At 65.4% G+C, this 16,826-nt stretch carries 20 protein-coding genes; 8 read left to right on the top strand and 12 right to left on the bottom strand.

Going from position 1 to position 16,826, the window contains the following annotated elements:
• Nucleotides 1–73: 73 nt before the first annotated feature.
• From rpoS to QZ613_RS11235, 7 genes are all read right to left on the bottom strand, one after another.
• On the bottom strand, nucleotides 74–1,045 hold the full coding sequence (rpoS, locus tag QZ613_RS11265; protein ID WP_291863349.1) for an RNA polymerase sigma factor RpoS: 972 nt from the start codon (nucleotides 1,043–1,045) through the stop codon (nucleotides 74–76).
• A gap of 6 nt (nucleotides 1,046–1,051) precedes the next feature.
• Nucleotides 1,052–2,005, bottom strand: a complete 954-nt coding sequence (locus QZ613_RS11260; RefSeq protein ID WP_291863351.1) for a peptidoglycan DD-metalloendopeptidase family protein — start codon at nucleotides 2,003–2,005, stop codon at nucleotides 1,052–1,054.
• On the bottom strand, nucleotides 2,002–2,661 hold the full coding sequence (locus tag QZ613_RS11255; protein ID WP_291863353.1) for a protein-L-isoaspartate(D-aspartate) O-methyltransferase: 660 nt from the start codon (nucleotides 2,659–2,661) through the stop codon (nucleotides 2,002–2,004). The genes QZ613_RS11260 and QZ613_RS11255 overlap by 4 nt, the downstream gene beginning before the upstream one ends.
• Nucleotides 2,658–3,401 (bottom strand): 5'/3'-nucleotidase SurE, encoded by a 744-nt coding sequence (gene surE, locus QZ613_RS11250; protein ID WP_291863359.1) that lies wholly within the window; start codon nucleotides 3,399–3,401, stop codon nucleotides 2,658–2,660. Before surE ends, QZ613_RS11255 begins: the two co-directional genes overlap by 4 nt.
• On the bottom strand, nucleotides 3,379–3,699 hold the full coding sequence (locus QZ613_RS11245; protein ID WP_291863355.1) for a hypothetical protein: 321 nt from the start codon (nucleotides 3,697–3,699) through the stop codon (nucleotides 3,379–3,381). Before QZ613_RS11245 ends, surE begins: the two co-directional genes overlap by 23 nt.
• 368 nt (nucleotides 3,700–4,067) lie before the next feature.
• A complete protein-coding gene (locus QZ613_RS11240; protein WP_043570524.1) occupies nucleotides 4,068–4,307 on the bottom strand; it encodes a toxin-antitoxin system HicB family antitoxin in 240 nt (79 codons plus the stop codon).
• The gene (locus tag QZ613_RS11235; RefSeq protein ID WP_043570521.1) at nucleotides 4,304–4,726 is read right to left on the bottom strand and encodes a putative toxin-antitoxin system toxin component, PIN family; all 423 of its coding nucleotides are present in this window, start codon (nucleotides 4,724–4,726) and stop codon (nucleotides 4,304–4,306) included. The genes QZ613_RS11240 and QZ613_RS11235 overlap by 4 nt, the downstream gene beginning before the upstream one ends.
• A gap of 597 nt (nucleotides 4,727–5,323) precedes the next feature.
• Between QZ613_RS11235 and QZ613_RS11230 the strand changes: the two genes are divergently transcribed.
• The 8 genes from QZ613_RS11230 (at nucleotide 5,324) to QZ613_RS11195 (ending at nucleotide 12,379) form a co-directional block, all read left to right on the top strand.
• A complete protein-coding gene (locus QZ613_RS11230) occupies nucleotides 5,324–7,297 on the top strand; it encodes a flagellin (RefSeq protein WP_291982457.1) in 1,974 nt (657 codons plus the stop codon).
• An 86-nt stretch (nucleotides 7,298–7,383) separates the two neighbouring features.
• Nucleotides 7,384–7,791, top strand: a complete 408-nt coding sequence (locus tag QZ613_RS11225; protein ID WP_291862543.1) for a flagellar protein FlaG — start codon at nucleotides 7,384–7,386, stop codon at nucleotides 7,789–7,791.
• A gap of 58 nt (nucleotides 7,792–7,849) precedes the next feature.
• Entirely contained in the window at nucleotides 7,850–9,274 is a 1,425-nt protein-coding gene (fliD, locus tag QZ613_RS11220) for a flagellar filament capping protein FliD (protein WP_291982455.1), read from the top strand.
• A 2-nt stretch (nucleotides 9,275–9,276) separates the two neighbouring features.
• Nucleotides 9,277–9,696 (top strand): flagellar export chaperone FliS, encoded by a 420-nt coding sequence (fliS, locus tag QZ613_RS11215; protein ID WP_043570514.1) that lies wholly within the window; start codon nucleotides 9,277–9,279, stop codon nucleotides 9,694–9,696.
• Complete coding sequence (locus QZ613_RS11210) at nucleotides 9,693–9,986, top strand: flagellar protein FliT (protein ID WP_291982453.1); 294 nt, start codon at nucleotides 9,693–9,695, stop codon at nucleotides 9,984–9,986. The genes fliS and QZ613_RS11210 overlap by 4 nt, the downstream gene beginning before the upstream one ends.
• Nucleotides 9,983–11,122, top strand: a complete 1,140-nt coding sequence (locus tag QZ613_RS11205; RefSeq protein ID WP_291900962.1) for a flagellar hook-length control protein FliK — start codon at nucleotides 9,983–9,985, stop codon at nucleotides 11,120–11,122. Before QZ613_RS11210 ends, QZ613_RS11205 begins: the two co-directional genes overlap by 4 nt.
• Nucleotides 11,103–11,429, top strand: coding sequence for an EscU/YscU/HrcU family type III secretion system export apparatus switch protein (locus tag QZ613_RS11200; protein ID WP_043565158.1), 327 nt, complete (start codon nucleotides 11,103–11,105; stop codon nucleotides 11,427–11,429). The genes QZ613_RS11205 and QZ613_RS11200 overlap by 20 nt, the downstream gene beginning before the upstream one ends.
• A 146-nt stretch (nucleotides 11,430–11,575) precedes the next feature.
• A complete protein-coding gene (locus tag QZ613_RS11195; protein WP_043565156.1) occupies nucleotides 11,576–12,379 on the top strand; it encodes a flagellar brake protein in 804 nt (267 codons plus the stop codon).
• A 308-nt stretch (nucleotides 12,380–12,687) separates the two neighbouring features.
• Here QZ613_RS11195 and frdD read toward each other — a convergent pair whose 3' ends face one another.
• The 5 genes from frdD to rquA form a co-directional block, all read right to left on the bottom strand.
• A complete protein-coding gene (gene frdD / locus QZ613_RS11190; protein ID WP_291862528.1) occupies nucleotides 12,688–13,056 on the bottom strand; it encodes a fumarate reductase subunit FrdD in 369 nt (122 codons plus the stop codon).
• Nucleotides 13,053–13,451, bottom strand: coding sequence for a fumarate reductase subunit C (locus tag QZ613_RS11185; protein WP_291982451.1), 399 nt, complete (start codon nucleotides 13,449–13,451; stop codon nucleotides 13,053–13,055). Before QZ613_RS11185 ends, frdD begins: the two co-directional genes overlap by 4 nt.
• Complete coding sequence (locus QZ613_RS11180; protein WP_043565152.1) at nucleotides 13,448–14,203, bottom strand: succinate dehydrogenase/fumarate reductase iron-sulfur subunit; 756 nt, start codon at nucleotides 14,201–14,203, stop codon at nucleotides 13,448–13,450. Before QZ613_RS11180 ends, QZ613_RS11185 begins: the two co-directional genes overlap by 4 nt.
• Nucleotides 14,196–15,983, bottom strand: coding sequence for a fumarate reductase (quinol) flavoprotein subunit (gene frdA / locus QZ613_RS11175; protein ID WP_291982449.1), 1,788 nt, complete (start codon nucleotides 15,981–15,983; stop codon nucleotides 14,196–14,198). Before frdA ends, QZ613_RS11180 begins: the two co-directional genes overlap by 8 nt.
• A 101-nt stretch (nucleotides 15,984–16,084) precedes the next feature.
• A complete protein-coding gene (gene rquA, locus QZ613_RS11170) occupies nucleotides 16,085–16,801 on the bottom strand; it encodes a rhodoquinone biosynthesis methyltransferase RquA (RefSeq protein ID WP_291982447.1) in 717 nt (238 codons plus the stop codon).
• Nucleotides 16,802–16,826 lie beyond the last annotated feature (25 nt).

Raw genomic sequence — 16,826 nt, 5'->3', positions numbered from 1 at the left:
GTGAAATCCAGCCAACCCGCGCGGTTCACGCTGCTCTCGGCAGCGCAGCGCGTCTCGTCAAGACGGTGCAACGCTAGAGGAGATTGTCGCGCGTCACGCCGCCGCGGCGGATGATGCGGCGCAACTGATCGAGCGCTTCGATCTGGATCTGGCGGACGCGTTCGCGGGTCAGGTTGAGATCGAGCGCGATTTCCTCGAGCGTGCTCGTCTCGCCACCGCCCAGTCCATAGCGGCGCAGGAGCACCTGCTGCTGCTTCTCGCCGAGCTGCCCGACCCAGGTGCGCAGCAGGTCGCCGATCTCGCTGCTCTGCAACAGCTCGTCAGGATCGACCAGGCTGTCGTCGGCGATCACCTCGCCGATGGTCCGGCTGGGGTCCACCTGCAGCGGCGCGTCAAGCGAAGCGATGCGCTCGTTGAGGGCCATCACCCGGCGCACGTCGTCGACCGGCCGGTCGATCAGGTGGGCAATCTGCTCAAGGCAGATTTCCCGCCCGTTCGCCGCTTCGAGGTGGCGAATGGCGCGCAGCACGACGTTGATTTCCTTGACCACATGCACCGGCAGGCGGATCGTCCGCGCCTGATTCATGATCGCCCGCCCGATGCCTTGCCGAATCCACCAGGTGGCGTAGGTCGAGAAGCGGAAGCCGCGGTCGGGGTCGAACTTCTCGATCGCGTGAATCAGCCCGAGGTTTCCTTCCTCGATCAGGTCGAGCAGGGGCATGCCGCGGTTGAGGTAGTGCTTGGCGATGTTCACCACCAGGCGCAGGTTGTGCTCGATCATCTTCTGCCGCGCCGGGAACTCGCCGGCCCTGGCGCGGCGCGCCCAGTCCGCCTCCTCGGCGGGCGAAAACAGCGGCTTGGCGCCGATCTCGTTCAGGTAGTGCTGGGTGACGTCATTGAGCAGTTCGGCTTCAGGCGACTGAAAGGCCTCTTCGGGCTCCGCGGCGGCGAAGGGCAGACCTTCGGAAGCCGCGAACTCGGGCTCGTCGAGATAGTTCTCCAGGCGGTCCGCGTGATCCGAATCGGAATCGAAGGGCGCCGACATCGATGCTCAGCGCTGCGGCAGATGCTTCAGTGGATCGACCGGCTTGCCCTGCTGCCGGACCTCGAAGTGCAGCTTGACCTGGTCGGCGTCCGTATTGCCCATTTCGGCGATCTTCTGCCCCTTGGCGACGCTCTGGCCTTCCTTCACCAGGATGCTCTGGTTATGCGCGTAGGCCGTCAGGTAGGTGCTGTCGTGCTTGACGATGACCAGTTTTCCGTAGCCGCGCAAGCCCGTCCCGCTATACACCACCTTGCCGCCACTGACGGCGAGCACCGGGTCGCCCGCCTTGCCGGAGATGTCGATGCCCTTGGCACCGCCTTCGCTGAAGGTGCCGACCACCTTGCCGCTGGCCGGCCAGATCCAGTTGCTGTCCGCCCGCTCCGTGGCGTCCGGCCTGCTTTCTTCCCTGGCCGCTGCCGCTGGCGTCGGCGCCGCGCCGGCTGCCGCAGGCTGCTGGACCTGCGCGCGTGCCCGCGCCAGCGTCTGTTCGGAATAGGCTTCCTTGCCCACCTGCGGCTCACGCTTGAGCGTCTCGCCACCGCCGCCGAGGTTGCGCTGCTCGACCGCCGAGGGAGTGTCTATCGGGCGCACCACCGTCCCCTCGCTGGACGCTGAGGAAGCTGAGGACGCGGACGACGAAACCGACGCAGAAGCCGACGACGACGATCCGGGCGGCCGCGTGCGCAGCGCCTGGCCGACAAGAATGTGATTCGGATTCTCGATTCCGTTCCAGATCACCAGGCTGCGAAAATCCAGGCCATGCGCAGCGGCGATGGAATGCAGGGTATCGCCCTTCTTGACGACGTAGAGGTCCTTGCCGACGGCGGCGGTCGCGCCCGTGCTGACCGCCGCCGGCGGCTTGCTGGCACAACCGACGAGCAAGAGCACGGCGAGCACGGCCAGACACCCCGCGCGTCCCGGCACTGCCCCGTAGCCACAGAAAAAGCCCTGATCGTTCATTCGACTCCTGTCAATAGCGGAACGAAACGCACCGCCTCGAGACGGGTTTCGACAAAAGTCTCACCCTGCTTCTCGATCAGCGTCAGCTGCTGCGTCGCCACGCCCAGCGGCATGATCATGCGCCCGCCGGGTGCGAGTTGCTGCACCAGCGCAGCGGGGACGCGCGCCGCCGCCGCGGCGACGATGATGCTGTCAAAGGGCGCCGCTTCCGGCAGCCCCAGGCGACCGTCCGCGTGCTTCAAGCGCACCTTGAGCTGCTTGATCGCGCGCAGGTTGAGCTTGGCCTTGGCGAGCAGCGGGGCGATGCGCTCGACGGCAAAGACCTCGTCCGTCAACTGCGCCAGCACCGCCGCCTGATAGCCGCAGCCGGCGCCGATCTCCAGCGTCCTGCCGAGCCGGCGGCCGCCGGCACACAGCGCCTCGATCATCCGCGCCACCACATAGGGTTGCGAAATCGTCTGCGAAAAACCCAGCGGCAGTGCGGTGTCCTCGTAAGCCCGCGAAGCCAGCGCCTCTTCGACAAATACATGCCGCGGCACGGCGGCAATCGCCGCCAGCACGTCCTCGTCGTCGATTCCCTGCTCGCGCAGGCGCTCGATCATTCGCGCCCGCGTGCGCTGCGAAGTCATGCCCACCCCGGAAACGACGCGATTCATTCTACCAGCCAGCCGCGCACCAGCGACAACTGGGCATTGTGGGTCAGATCGACCTGCAGCGGCGTCAGCGACACCTGATTGTTCAGCACGGCGTGAAAATCGGTTCCCTCGCCGGCATCCTGCGCCTCGCCCGCGGCGCCCACCCAATAAACCGTCTCGTGGCGTGGCGACAGCGTGCGCACCACCGGCTCCGCCTTGTGCCGTTTGCCAAGGCGGGTGACGACCCGCTCGCGCAACTGCTCGTAGGGCACGTCGGGGACGTTGACGTTGAGCAGCACCGGCTCGCGCAGCGTCTGTTTCTGCAGCATGGCGACCAGCTCGAGGGCCACCCGTGCCGCGCTGTCGTAATGCTCGCCGGCCTTGCTGCACAGCGAAACCGCCAGCGCCGGAATGCCGAGCAGGAAGCCCTCGGTGGCTGCGGCGACGGTTCCCGAATAGATCGTGTCGTCGCCCATGTTGGCGCCAATATTGATTCCCGAGACGACCATGTCGGGCAACTCGTCGAACATGCCGGTGACCGCCAGATGCACACAGTCGGTCGGCGTCCCGTTGACGTAGTAGAAACCGTTCGCGGCGCGCTTCAGCGACAGGGGCCGATCGAGGGTCAGCGAGTTGCTCGCCCCGCTGCGGTCGCGTTCGGGAGCGACGACGGTGACCTGGGCGACGTCCGCCAGCACCCGCGCCAGGTGCTCGATCCCGGGTGCGAAGTAACCATCATCATTGCAGAGCAGGATCCGCATCATCAATCCACGAACACGGGCAAACGGACAAAAAAACCGGCAAGCTGCCGGCCTTCGCGAAATCGGCGGGACGCATGTCAATCGCCCGGGGCGCGCCATCGAGCACCGGGAAGTGGCTCGAAAACGCCTTTTCCGGCGCCATTCCGTGCCACCCGACCACCATCACGCCGACGCCCATTATAACCGCCCGCGCGTATCGCTGAAAACTGAGTTGGCACGCCGCGAACACGGGATTGCTGGCCCCCGAAACCCGCCTGGCCAGCACGTCATTGCGCGGAGGCGCCAGCCGGTGCGGCAAGTCAACCCGCCCGTCATTGCGCGGAGGCACCAGCCGGTGCGGCAGGTCAACCCGCCCGTCATTGCGCGGAGGCGCCAGTCGGTGCGGCAGGTCAACCCGCCCGTCATTGCGAGAAGGCGAAGCCGACGCGGCAATCCAGGGGTATTGCTTTACGCACCTTGCCCATGCGGACTGCGGCCGCAGTGACCGTCAGAGAATGGAACTGGATTGCCGCGTCGGCTAACGCCTCCTCGCAATGACGGCGTGGGGGTGGGGGGTGTGGGAATGCCCTACGTGTCGTGGCCCAAGGCCAGCTCAAACAGTGGCGGCGGCTTGCACGTATCCTCGCATGCTCGTTGGCGCCGCCGCGCCTTCGCAGCTGCCTGGCGTCACGGGGTCTCGTCGCCAGGAAGCGCGGGCGCGTCCGGCACCATTCCCAGGTAGCGCTCAAAGTCGCTGCGCTGGCCTTTGGCGGCTTCCGCCCTGAGAAAATCGAGCGTCATCAACGATGCCATTTTTTCTGATACCGCGCTGGCGATGAATTGGTTCACGGAAATCTCATCGCGCGCAGCGAGTTCCTTGACTTTCTGGTGCACAGAGTTGGGCAGACGAACAGTCAGCGCAGTCATGGTTTTCTCCTCAGCAGCTGCAAGAAATCGCCCGGCGTGATCGCTTGGATCTTCAATTCTGCCACGCGGCGAAAATCCTTCATGTTGTGCGTGACGATGTATTCACTACCGGACGATGCCGCACACTCGAGCACCATGTCATCGTCCGGGTCGCGCAGAAAAGGTCGCCACAAGAAATATACCTCCTGCAGGTGAGCGATCGTTGCCAGATAGCGCACGAAGCCCAGCGCAACGTCGGCGCTGGCGCCGGGTGGCAGGTGCTCGGCACGGGTCAGAACGGCCTGCCACTCGGTGTACAAGGCCACCGTCAGCGCGATCTCAAAGTCTCTACTCGGCAGCATCGAGAGCAGTTGGAAACTGGCGCCCTTGCGTGAACGAGCAGCAGCGACCAGGACAGAAGTGTCGAGAACCACACGCACAATGCTTGTATCGATAGGTTGGTATTACAGATGCAACCAAGTATCGCGCCCGTTGACGTTTTGCGCAAGAAGAAAACCCGGTGTGCTGTGCAGGCAGACGCGAGCGGTGCGGCAGGTCAACCCGCCCGTCATTGCGAGGAGGCGCCAGCCGACGCGGCAATCCAGACGTTTGGCTCTACGCGCATTGCCGATGCGGCAGCCGCCGAAATAGTCAGACGATGGAACTGGATTGCCGCGTCGGCTGCGCCTCCTCGCAATGACGGCGTGGGGGTAGGAGGCAACGCCTGTGCGTCTTCGTAATGACGGCGCGGGGGGTGGGAGGCAATCGGCTTCGCTCGCCGCGCGTTGCCGGCCGCCGGCCCGCGATCGCACAAACACCGCTTTTCTTGTCTCCACACCCTCAACTTTGCCGGCCGCCTGCCGCTAAAAGTCTTACACGGCGGCCAGGCAAAAAATCACTCAAGTTTTCCCGAGGCCCGTCGTAAGTAAAGTTGTCAGCGAACAAATCGCCACACAGGATGGACCGGCAAGAGCCTCGCCAGGCAGTCACCGGAAACTGAAGTCTGAAGTCAATTTGACCGTGATAGGAGAAGCAAAATGCCCCAAGTCATCAACACCAACGTCGCCTCGCTCAACTCGCAGCGCAGCCTCAACATGTCGCAGACCTCACTGGCGACTTCCCTGCAACGCCTCTCGTCCGGCCTGCGCATCAACAGCGCCAAGGACGACGCCGCCGGCCTCGCCATCTCCGACCGGATGAATTCCCAGATCCGTGGCCTGAATCAGGCCACGCGCAACGCCAACGACGGCATCTCGCTGGCGCAGACCGCCGAAGGCGACCTCGAACAGATCAGCAACAACCTGCAGCGGATGCGCGAACTCGCCGTCCAGGCCGGCAACGCCACCAACTCGGCGTCCGACCGCCAGGCGCTGAACGCCGAAGTCCAGTCGCTGGCGTCGGAAATCGACCGCGTCGCGCAGAACTCGTCGTTCAACGGCACCAAGCTCCTCGACGGCTCATTCGTCGCGCAGAACTTCCAGATCGGCGCCAACGGCACGGCCAACGACCGCCTGGCGATCACCGGCATTGGCAGCGCCCGCACCTCGGCCCTCGGCGGCACCGGCACCAGCTTCGCCGCGACCACCACCGGCACGGCGACGACCACCGCCCTGGCCGCCGGCGACCTGACGCTGAACGGCTTCCAGGTCGGCGCGTCTTCGCTCGGTACCGGCCCGGGCCAGAGCGCCGCCAGCGCGTTTTCGATCGCCGCGGCGATCAACGGCATCTCGTCCAACTCGGGCGTCACCGCGACCGCCAACAGCAACGTCGTGACCGGCTCAGCAGCGACGGCCTTTACCGCCATCGCCGCAAACACCTTCAGCATCAACGGCATCAACGTCGGCGCCGTTGCCGCCGGCACCACAGCCGCCGGCCAGGGTGCGAACGTCGCCGCCGCGATCAATGCCATCGCCACGCAAACCGGAGTTAACGCCTCGGCCAGCGCAACGACGGGCGCACTGACACTCACGGCAGCCGACGGACGCGATATCAGCATCGGCCTTAATGGTGCAGCTGCAGGCGTGACTGCCGGCGCTCAGACGACCGCGGCAGCCGCAGCCAAGACCGCTTTCCTGAATCAAACGGGGTTTGCCACCGGCGTTGTAGGTACGCAAGGAACGGTCGGTATAAGTGCCACGACTTCCTCCACGGGCGTCCTTGGCGCCTTCACAGCTGGTGGGGCCGAAACCGGCGGCACGGCTGGCTACAACACGCTTATTACCCTCACCGGCACAAGTGATACGGTCGTCATTACGGACGCTGTCGCTGCCTCTGGAACCGGGGACCGCGCGACGATGGCAACCGCGCTGACCACGGCAGGTTTTGCCGCTGATGGCGACACAGTTGGTGGTTTTACCATCAGCTGGAATGGGGCAACCAGTCTTGCCAATGCGCTCGCCGGCACTGGCGGGTCGCTCAGCTTCTCGCGCGCAGACGGCGATAACTTCACGACAGTGGTAAGCAAGACGGGAACGGGTACGACTACCGCCACAGCAGCATTCGCTACGGGCACAAGCCCGACGACCAATGGTGTAACCGCAGTCGCAGCGACGACCGGGGTAGCCACGGCCAATCACGGTACAGTCACCTTGAGCAGTACCAATTCCGACGGGATCGTCTGGGGCGGGGCGCACGCCGCCTATGCCGGGCTCGCTGCGTCCGGAACCCAGGGTGCCACGGTGTCCTCGACGGTGGCCAGCATCGCCAGTGTCAATGTGCTCACCGCCGCCGCCGCCACCAGCGCCCTCTCGGCGATCGACGGCGCGCTGGCGACGGTCAGCGGAGCGCGCGTTTCGCTCGGTTCGTACCAGAACCGTTTTGCTTCGGTGGTTTCGAGCCTGCAAACGACGTCGGAGAACCTGTCGGCGTCACGCAGCCGCATCGTCGATGCCGACTTCGCGGCGGAAACGGCCAACCTGACGCGGGCGCAAATCCTGCAGCAGGCGGGTACGGCGATGCTCGCGCAGGCCAACTCGCTGCCGCAGAACGTGCTCTCGTTGCTGCGCGGCTAAGCGGAAGGGTTTGATTAGCGGTAACATCGGGGCGCGCTCGCGGCAACGTGATCGCGCCCCGGCGTCTCTTCACCAAGGAGTGTGAGATGAATATTCCACCGACAGTTTCCTCGCCAGCGCCGCAGGGCCACCAGGCGATCAGCTCGGCCGCCCGCGAAGCCAGGGCAACGGCCAGCGGCGGCAACACGGCGACGCCGGCCAGTCCGGCGCAGGCCCTGCAGCAGGTGCAGGCGCACTTGCAGGCGCAGGCACCGGTGCAGGCACCGCCGGACAGCGAAAAGCTCGAAAGCGCCATCCAGAGCGTTCGCGAGTTCGTCAAGCCGACGAACAGCAATCTCGAGTTCAGCGTGGACGGCGACACCGGTCAGCTGGTGGTCAAGATCATCGACCGCTCGACCAAGGAAGTGATCCGCCAGATGCCGTCGGAAGAAATGATGGCCATCGCCAAGACGCTGGACAGCATCAAGGGGCTGTTCGTCACGCAAACGGCCTGAACATCGCCCGCTCAGCCCCATGCAGCAAGCATGCCGGTAGCGGCGGCAGGAGAAGATCATGGCGCTTTCCTCACCGGGCCTGGGCTCGAACCTTGACGTAAACAGCATCATCAGCCAGTTGATGTCGCTGGAACAGCGGCCGCTGACCGCTCTGTCGCAGAAGGAAGCGAGCTACCAGGCCAAGATATCGGCGCTGGGTTCGCTGCAGGGATCGATCTCGGCGCTGCAGACGGCGGCGGGAACGCTGGTCCCGGCGACCGGAACGACGGCGACGCAGAAATTCACCGTTTTTGCGACCCGGCTCAGCGACTCGACCGTCGCCGCGGCGACCACTTCCTCGAGCGCCGTCGCCGGCACCTACACGCTCGAAGTGAACCAGCTGGCGCGGCAGCACAGCGTCGCCAGCGGCACCGGCGCAGCGACCCCCTTCTCGGGCGCCGGCGACACCCTGCCGGTCGGCGGAACGCTGACCCTGTCGCTCGACAGCCTGGCTGGCAGCAACCCGCACAAGAGCACCGAGATCACCATCGCCGACGGCGCCACGCCGGAGAACATCCGCGACGCGATCAACGGCGCCAACGCCGGCGTGTCGGCACTGGTGATCAACGGCGTCGCCGGCAAGCAACTGGTGCTGACCAGCAACGACCCCGGCAGCAACCAGTTCATCAAGCTCGCGGGAATCGCCGGCCTGACCTACGATCCCGACGCAGCACCGGCGCCGAGCGATACCTTCGTGCAGTCGCAGGCGGCGCAGGGCTCGGCGTTCAAGCTCAACGGCATTGCCGTCGAAGGGGTCAACAACCAGGTCAGCACGGCCATCGACGGCATTACCCTGAACCTGCTCAGCGGCCCGGAAGCGCCGGAAACGGCACTGAGCACGACGCTGACCATCAGCAAGGACAACTCCAGCCTGACCACCGGCGTCAACGCGCTGGTCCGGGCGTTCAACGACTTCAGCACGACGGCCAGCGGTCTCGGCAATTACAATGCGGCCACCAAGAAGGCCGGCGCACTGAACGGCGACAGTACGCTGCGTACGGCGCAGAACAGCTTTCGCAACGTGCTCGGCAACATCCCCGCGACGCTCGCCGGCAGCGATCTGCAGCGCCTCTCGGACATCGGCGTCAGCATGCAGAAGAACGGCACGCTGAGCGTCGATTCGGCCAAGCTGAGCGCGGCGATCGGCGACGATCTCTCGGCCGTCGCCGATCTCGTGGCCGCCGTCGGCAGCGCTTTCAAGACCGCCGCCGACGGCCTGGTGAGCAGCAGCGGCCTGATCGCCGCGCGCCGCGACGGACTGAACAGCTCGATCGCCAGCCTCGGCAAGCAATCGGGAGTGATCAGCGACCGCCTGGCGGGAATCGAGGCACGCTACCGCAAGCAATTCACGGCCCTCGATACGCTGATCTCCGGGATGACCACGACGAGCAACTTCCTCTCGCAACAGCTCGCCAACCTGCCCACTTACTCTTTGAGGAACTAAGGATGTTCGGCCACGCAAGACATGCGATTTCCGCCTATCAGAAGGTCGGCGTCGACGCCGCCGTCGAGGTTGCCGACCCGCACCGGCTGATCCTGCTGCTCTTTTCGGGAGCGCAGGCGGCGATCGGCAACGCCCGTGCGGCGATGGAGGCCAAACGCACCGCAGCCAAGGGCGAAGCGATCTCCAAAGCCATCGACATCATCGGCAACGGTCTCAAGGTCAGCCTCGACCTGGAACAGGGCGGCGAGATCGCCGCGCGCCTCGACGCGCTGTACGACTACCTGGTCCTGCGCCTGCTGCACGCCAACCTCGACAACGACCTGCCCGCGCTGGAGGAAGTCGCCGCCCTGCTCGAGGAGATTCACGGCGCCTGGCGCGAGATTTCGCCGAGCGCGACGCCGCAGAAAGCCGCGCTGGCATGAGTGCCGGGCTGAGCGCGCTGGAGCAGCTGCTGGCCTACTCCGAGGCGATGCTTGGCGCCGCAGAAAGCAGGGACTGGCCGGCGCTGGCCAGGCACGAAGCCGATCGCCGTGCGCTGGCCGAACGCCTCTCCGACGCACTGAGCGCCGAACTGCCGGCAGACGAACAACAGCGCGCGCGGGCGCTGATCGAAAGCAGCCTGCGCTGCGACGCCTTGATCCAGCCACGGCTGGCGACGCGAATGAACGAGCTGCGCGTCCTGCTCCGCACCGCGCCGCCGGGCGCAGAATGATCGTCCCCGAAGTCACCGCCCGCGTCCAGCCGAGCGCCGACCTCGCGCTGCGGCCGACGCTGCCGGCGCAGGAAATCACCGACAAGCTGCCCGGACTGGCGGCTGGCCAGCGCCTGCTGGCCGAAGTCCAGGCGCTGCTGCCCAACGGCACCTACCGCGCGCTGATCAACCAGCGCAGCGTCACCCTGGCGCTGCCCTTCGCCGCCAAGAGCGGCGACGCCATCGAACTGGAAGTTTCGGAAAGCAACGGCAAGCTGACCCTGGCGGTGATTGCCCGCGGCGGCGGCGAGGCCGGCAAGGGGGGCAACGAGTCGACGGCCACCCAGCTCAGTCGCACCGGGCAACTGATCGGCACGCTGCTGGCCGGCGCGCGTGACGGCAAGGCCGGCGCCTCGGCAGCGCTGCCGCTGAACGGCAATCAGGCGATTGCCGCCGGCCCGCCGAACAGCGGACCCGATCTCCTGCCGCTGCTCAAGCAGGCGATCGTGCAGAGCGGCATGTTCTACGAAGCGCATCAGGCGGAATGGGTCGAAGGCCGCTACAGCAAGGCGCAACTGCTGCAGGAACCGCAAGGCAGGCTGCCGCCGGCAACGACACCCGCGCAGCCGGGAGCGACGGCTCAACAGGGGCTGGCCACCGGCGCTGGCGAGGCGGCAAACCGCAGCGCCACGGCGGGCAGCCAGGCCGGCGCGGCCGCTCAGGCCTCGCCGGCGGCCCCGGCTGCGCAAGCGGTCGCGCCGCAGCTGCAGGCCATCGTTCAGCAGCAGCTCGAAGCTTTCGCGACGCAGAATTTTTCCTGGCAGGGGCAGGTCTGGCCCGGGCAGCAGCTGCGCTGGGAAATCGACAACGGCCACGACGGCCGGCAAGGCGATGGCGGCGGCGAAGAGAGTGGCGAAAAGTGGCAGACGCGGCTGCGCCTCTCCTTGCCCAGGCTGGGGGACGTCGATGCCCGCCTGCACATCCAGGGACAGCAGATCACGCTCAGCGTCATCGCCGGCAACGCCGAAACGCGCCAGCTCCTGAGCAGCGAGACGCTCAGCCTGCGCACTCAGCTGGACAAGGCCGGACTCGAGCTGGCGTCGCTCGGCGTCGCGGCCCCACGGAAAGCCGGGGAGCATGAGCAGAGCGCCGGATGACTCGCTGAAGAATGCCGTCGCGCTGACGTACAGCCAGACCGACGCTGCGCCACGCGTCGTCGCCAAGGGGCGCGGCCTGCTCGCCGAACAGATCATCGCCCGCGCCCACGAACACGGCGTCTATGTGCACGAGTCGGCTGAACTGGTCTCGCTGCTGATGCAGGTCGACCTCGACCAGCACATTCCCCCGCAGCTGTACCTGGCCGTCGCCGAACTGCTGGCCTGGCTCTATCAACTCGAAAACGGCGCAGCGGCGGCGCCACCACCGCTCTTTGCCGGCCCTGCCGAAGTTCCGGGCGAACCCTGACCGGGCAGCCATGGCCCTCTCCGACGGTGGAGGCGTCAGCCACCGCCTGCCCGGCACGCTCGATTGCACGCCGGGGCAGTGCGCCCGCTTACCCGGGCACCGCTTTTGCATTAAACTGCGCGCTCCAGGCGATTGCAGGAAGGCAGATGGAAAACACGGACGTTGAGGCGAAACCGGAAGAGGAAAACCGCGGTTTCGAAATCGAACAGGCCGAGGAATACAGCGAGTATCTGTTGCACTCGAAAGCGGAGATTGCCGCCGTGCTGCGCTCGCTGATCCAGCGCCGGGCGCTGGTCAGCGCCTATCTCGATCGCGGCCACGAGTTCCTGTTGACGTCGCTGCTCGAAGTCGACACGGGCAACGATGAACTGGTCCTCGACTGGGGCCGCGACGAGGGGGTCAACCGCCAGGCGCTGCAGGCCAGGCAGCTGATCGTCAGCGCGCTGGTGGACAAGGTGAAGGTGCAGTTCACCTTGAACCAGCTGGTCGAGACACTCAGCGACGGCCGCCCGGCTTTTCGCGCAGCGCTGCCGGACAAGGTGCTGCGCCTGCAGCGACGCGAGTATTTTCGCCTGTCGACACCGATCGCCAAGCCGGTCAAGTTCGTCGCCACGATCAAACGCGTCGACGGCAGCACGCTGGTCGCCGAGGCGTCGCTGCTGGATATCAGCGGTGGCGGTGTCGGCCTGATGGCGACGCCCAGTCTGGCCGCCCTGCTGCCCAGCGGCATGGCGCTCAACGAGTGCAAGATGACGCTTCCCGACGAGGGTCTGCTGGTCGCCAACCTGTGCGTGCGCAACAAGTTCGACGTGACGACACGCGGCGGCGCCCGCTACGTTCGCGTCGGCTGCGAATTCGTCGCCCTGCCGGGCGCCCGGACGAGTATGGTGCAGCGCTATATCACGCGCATCGAACGCGAGCGCAAGGCCCGCCTGAGCGGCATGGCCTAGGCGCGGCTTGCGTTATTGACCAGACGTTCGCAAAGCTCTTGCGGGCCGAGCTGGGGCAACGGGCAACCCGGCCCCCCTCCGGCACCGCTCCGGCCCCTCATCCGGCACCTCGCGCACCCACCCACCGTCATTGCGAGGAGGCGAAGCCGACGCGGCAATCCAGCTCCATCCTCTGACTACCTGTCCGCCACATCGGCCAGGCGAAAAACAAAACCTCTGGATTGCCACGTCGGCTGCGCCTCCCCGCAAAGACAGCGGGGTCGGGTGGCCTGACGGCCCACCCGACCCCGCTCGCCAACGCCTGCAGACTAGAAGCCGATCGCCAGCAGCGTATAGGCGGTGACCAGAGTCGCCGCCAGGGCCCCACCGTAGCAGATCAGCTTGGCCACGATGCCGGCGTGAATTCCGATGTCGTGCAGACTGTGGAAGATGCGATGGGCGGCGTGCCACAGGAAGAGCGAAATGATGGCGAAGATGAAGCCCTTGCCGACGATGTTCTGGGCAAAGGCGAGCATCTTGGCGTAGCTCATGGTATCCACCGGCAGGAGCATGCCGAGCGGGATGGCCAGGCCGGTGATGAATACCAGCATCGGGCCAAGCAGCGCCGAAAGCATGCCGCCAGCGCCGAACAACGCCCAGAAGATGGGTGCGTTGGAACGTTTCAGCGTCTTTTTCATCGTGCAATCCCCCATACCAGACCGAGCAGGGCAAGACAGGCGGTCGTCGCAACGGCCAGCCCTCCACCGGTAATGGCCATGTCCGGAAGCCGCTTGCCGCCGACGATGACCGGCGGCATGGTGCGCGGCATGATCTTGAACCAGGTGTAGGTGTGGTAGGCCACCGCGGCCAGCGCCAGCCAGTGGAAGGCGATGTACCAGGGATTCTTGAGGCCTTCGAGCCAGACGTTCCAGGCCGCTTCACCGCGCGAGAGATAGACCAGCCCGGTGAGCAGGATCAGCGCATAGGCGGCGACGAAGAGGGCGGTTCCCTCGTGGATCATGTACTCGACGAAGAACGGATTCTTCCGCCACCATCCGGCCATCGGACGAACATAGGGACGACGCTTGTTCACTTGGCACCCCCCTTCGGAGTAAGGAAACGCATGAAGTAGTCGGCTGCGCTATTGGTCTTGTTCTGGTTGACGGCGTTGGCCGGGTCGACGTGCTTCGGGCAGACCTCGGAGCAGTAACCGACCGCCGTGCAGTTGAACACCCCCTCTTCGGAGTTGACCAGTTCCATCCGCTCGCCCTTGCCAGCATCGCGCGAATCGATGTTGTAGCGGTGCAGCAGGGCCATTGCAGCCGGTCCGATGAAGTCCGAATTGAGCCCGAACTGCGGGCAGGCGGCGTAGCACAGCATGCAGTTGATGCACGAGCTGAACTGCTCGTAGCTCGCCAGTTGCGCGGGCGTCTGCAGGTACTCGCCCTGCGCCAGCGTGCGCGCTTCCTTGGGGATGATGTACGGCTGGATGCTTTCGAGTTTCTCGATGAAGCCCTCCATGTTGATGACCAGATCCTTCTCGATCGGGAAATGCGCCAGCGCCTCGACACGTACCCGCGCCGGGTAGTAGTCGCGCAGGAAGGTCTCGCAGGAGAGGCTGGGTTCGCCGTTGATCATCATCCCGCAGCTGCCGCAAATCGCCATCCGGCACGACCAGCGGAAGCTCAATGAGCCGTCGAGATAGTCCTTGATGTACTGCACGCCCTGCAATACCGACATGTCGTCGGTGAAGGGCACGTCGAAGACCTGCTTGGACGGCTCCTTGTCGGTCTCCGGGTTGTAGCGCAGCACCTCGATTTCGATGATTCTCTGATTTTCAGACATTGGATGCCTTCCTTTCCTGCTCTGCCTTTTCGCCCGCGGCGCCGTAGGCACGCGTTCCCGGCTGCGACTTGGTGATCTTGACCGCGCCGTAGTCGATGCGCGGCGCGCCGCCGGCGACGTAATGCGCCTGCGAATGCTTGAGGAAGTTCTCGTCGTCGCGCTTCTCGAAACCGTCAAGGCGTTGATGCGCACCGCGCGACTCGCGGCGATTGAGGGCCGAATAGGCCATGCTCTGCGCCACGTCGAGCTGGTACTCGAGTTCGATGGCCAGCAGCCACTCGGTATTCCAGACGCTCGACTTGTCCTCGACATTGACGTCCTTGAAGCGCTCCTTGAGTTCGTCGAGTTTGTCGCAGGTCGCCTGCATGGTCTCGGCCAGGCGATAGATGCCGCAGCCGTCCTCCATGGTCTGCGCCATTTCCTTGCGCAGGGTGGCGATGCGTTCGCTGCCGCCGGTTTTCGTCTTCAGCCCGAGCAGGCGTTGTTCGACGGCCTGCGCCTGCTTGAGCAGACTGGCCGAATTGCCCGCCGCCGCCGCCTTGGCGAAACGCGCGGCTTCCTCGCCGGCGACCTTGCCGAAAACGCACAGCTCGGACAGCGAATTCGAGCCCAGGCGGTTGGCGCCATGGATGCCGACGCTGGAGCACTCGCCCGCCGCGTAGAGGCCAGGCAGCGGCGACGCACAGAGCCCGTCGACCATGATCCCGCCCATGGTGTAGTGCACCGCCGGTCGCACCGGAATCGGCGTGCGCGCCGGATCGACGCCGAGAAACTGCTCGGCCAACTCGTAGATCTGCGGCAGCCGTTCGCGCAGCTTGGCCTCGCCGAGGTGGCGCAGGTCGAGATGGACGACCGAGCCGTGCTGGCCTTCGATGGTGCGCCCCTTTTGCTGCTCGTACCAGAAGGCCTGGCTGAGGCGATCGCGCGGCCCGAGTTCCATGGCCTTGTTGCGCGGTGACGGCTCGGCCGGGCCGAGGCCGTAGTCCTGCAGGTAGCGATAGCCATCCTTGTTGACCAGGAATCCGCCTTCGCCGCGGCAGGCTTCGGTGAAGAGCAGGCCGGTACCCGGCATGCAGGTCGGGTGATACTGGACGAATTCCATGTCCCGCAGCGGTACGCCGTGGCGGTAGGCCAGGGCCATCCCGTCGCCGGTCACGATGCCGCCGTTGGTGTTCTCGCGGAACACGCGGCCGGCGCCGCCGGTGGCGATGACCACCGACCTGCCTTCTACCAGCGCCATCTCGCCCGAGCCGATCTCGATCGTGACCACCCCCTGCACACGACCGTCCTCGACCACCAGATCGACGCAGAAATGCTCGTCGAAGCGTTTGATCGACGGATACTTGATCGATGTCTGAAAGAGCGTGTGCAACATGTGGAAACCGGTCTTGTCGGCGGCGAACCAGGTGCGTTCGATCTTCATGCCGCCAAAGGCACGCACATTGACGTGTCCGTCCGGGGTGCGACTCCAGGGGCAACCCCAGTGCTCGAGTTGGGTCAATTCTTCGTTGCAATGAGCGACGAAGTATTCGACCACATCCTGCTCGCACAACCAGTCGCCCCCGCCAACGGTGTCGTTGAAATGGTACTCGAGGCTATCGGTGGGCAATTTCACGCCTGCCGAGCCGCCTTCGGCAGCAACGGTATGGCTACGCATCGGATAGACCTTCGAGACCAGCGCGATCTTCAGGGCGGGATCAGACTCCGCCACGGCGATCGCGGCCCGCAGGCCAGCCCCGCCGCCGCCGACAATCACGACATCTGCCTTGTAACTCTCCATGCTTCATCCTTTCTCACGCCCGGCGTCGCCAGGCGCGACCAACATCCGAGGAGCCCAGGGGGAGAAAACTCCTCGCCCAGGGCCGGTTGATAATCCACGCGTCAGTTTGCCGAGCCTTTTTGCCGGTCGGCAACCGCGAGCGTCAACATCTGATACATACCACCGAAGAAGCGCTGATCGCCGACGGTACGAAAACGACCGTCCTTCGGCAACCAGGCGGAGACTTCCTCGCTAAACAAGTCATGGGCAAACGGCTCCAGCCGGTCGAGAACCGGTTTCCAGAGATAGCGCAGGGGGTTAACTCGGCTCAGCGGCGCGTAGTCGACGATGGTCAGCGTGCCACCCGGACGAATAACGCGCAGCGCCTCGGCGAGCGTTTTTTCGCGCACCGCCTGCGGCTGCTCATGGAGCAAGAAGAAAAGCAGGGCGCGGTCGAAACTCGCGTCGGCGAAACCAAGCGCGGCAGAATCCATGCAATGCAGCTGGACGGGCGCATCCCTGGGCAGTTTCTTGGCCAGATTCTCGAGCTGGATGGGCAGGATGTCGGCGATCTCCAGCGATCCGCCCGGCGCGACACAGTCGACCAGGCGCGGCGTCAGGTCACCGTAGGCACAGGCGATCTGCAGTGTGCGGCCGGGAAGGTCGTGGCCGTAGTCGTGCAGAACGGCATTGCACAGGCGCTTGTAGTTGCCCCAGAGAATCAGATTTACCAGCCACTGCCGCTCGAAGACATGTACCGCCCGCGGATGGACGTAGGCCCACCAGTAATGCGCTTGCAGGTAGTGCGGAATATCAGGGAGGCCTTCTTTGACAGCCACGCACGTAGCCGCCGGTCGATCCAGT

This window comes from Candidatus Accumulibacter sp. ACC005 (genome assembly GCF_907163215.1).
In the GTDB taxonomy this organism is placed as follows: domain Bacteria; phylum Pseudomonadota; class Gammaproteobacteria; order Burkholderiales; family Rhodocyclaceae; genus Accumulibacter; species Accumulibacter regalis.
This window is presented reverse-complemented; position numbering and strand designations above follow the sequence as displayed.

Bases quoted from the DNA above. Each gene is read 5' to 3' on its own strand.
- frdA (WP_291982449.1), bottom strand. From the start codon at position 15,983: ATGGAGAGTTACAAGGCAGATGTCGTGATTGTCGGCGGCGGCGGGGCT.
- frdD (WP_291862528.1), bottom strand. From the start codon at position 13,056: ATGAAAAAGACGCTGAAACGTTCCAACGCACCCATCTTCTGGGCGTTG.
- QZ613_RS11260 (WP_291863351.1), bottom strand. From the start codon at position 2,005: ATGAACGATCAGGGCTTTTTCTGTGGCTACGGGGCAGTGCCGGGACGC.
- QZ613_RS11230 (WP_291982457.1), top strand. From the start codon at position 5,324: ATGCCCCAAGTCATCAACACCAACGTCGCCTCGCTCAACTCGCAGCGC.
- QZ613_RS11255 (WP_291863353.1), bottom strand. From the start codon at position 2,661: ATGAATCGCGTCGTTTCCGGGGTGGGCATGACTTCGCAGCGCACGCGG.
- QZ613_RS11205 (WP_291900962.1), top strand. From the start codon at position 9,983: ATGATCGTCCCCGAAGTCACCGCCCGCGTCCAGCCGAGCGCCGACCTC.
- fliD (WP_291982455.1), top strand. From the start codon at position 7,850: ATGGCGCTTTCCTCACCGGGCCTGGGCTCGAACCTTGACGTAAACAGC.
- QZ613_RS11195 (WP_043565156.1), top strand. From the start codon at position 11,576: ATGGAAAACACGGACGTTGAGGCGAAACCGGAAGAGGAAAACCGCGGT.
- QZ613_RS11225 (WP_291862543.1), top strand. From the start codon at position 7,384: ATGAATATTCCACCGACAGTTTCCTCGCCAGCGCCGCAGGGCCACCAG.
- QZ613_RS11210 (WP_291982453.1), top strand. From the start codon at position 9,693: ATGAGTGCCGGGCTGAGCGCGCTGGAGCAGCTGCTGGCCTACTCCGAG.
- rpoS (WP_291863349.1), bottom strand. From the start codon at position 1,045: ATGTCGGCGCCCTTCGATTCCGATTCGGATCACGCGGACCGCCTGGAG.
- surE (WP_291863359.1), bottom strand. From the start codon at position 3,401: ATGCGGATCCTGCTCTGCAATGATGATGGTTACTTCGCACCCGGGATC.
- QZ613_RS11180 (WP_043565152.1), bottom strand. From the start codon at position 14,203: ATGTCTGAAAATCAGAGAATCATCGAAATCGAGGTGCTGCGCTACAAC.
- fliS (WP_043570514.1), top strand. From the start codon at position 9,277: ATGTTCGGCCACGCAAGACATGCGATTTCCGCCTATCAGAAGGTCGGC.
- QZ613_RS11200 (WP_043565158.1), top strand. From the start codon at position 11,103: ATGAGCAGAGCGCCGGATGACTCGCTGAAGAATGCCGTCGCGCTGACG.
- QZ613_RS11240 (WP_043570524.1), bottom strand. From the start codon at position 4,307: ATGACTGCGCTGACTGTTCGTCTGCCCAACTCTGTGCACCAGAAAGTC.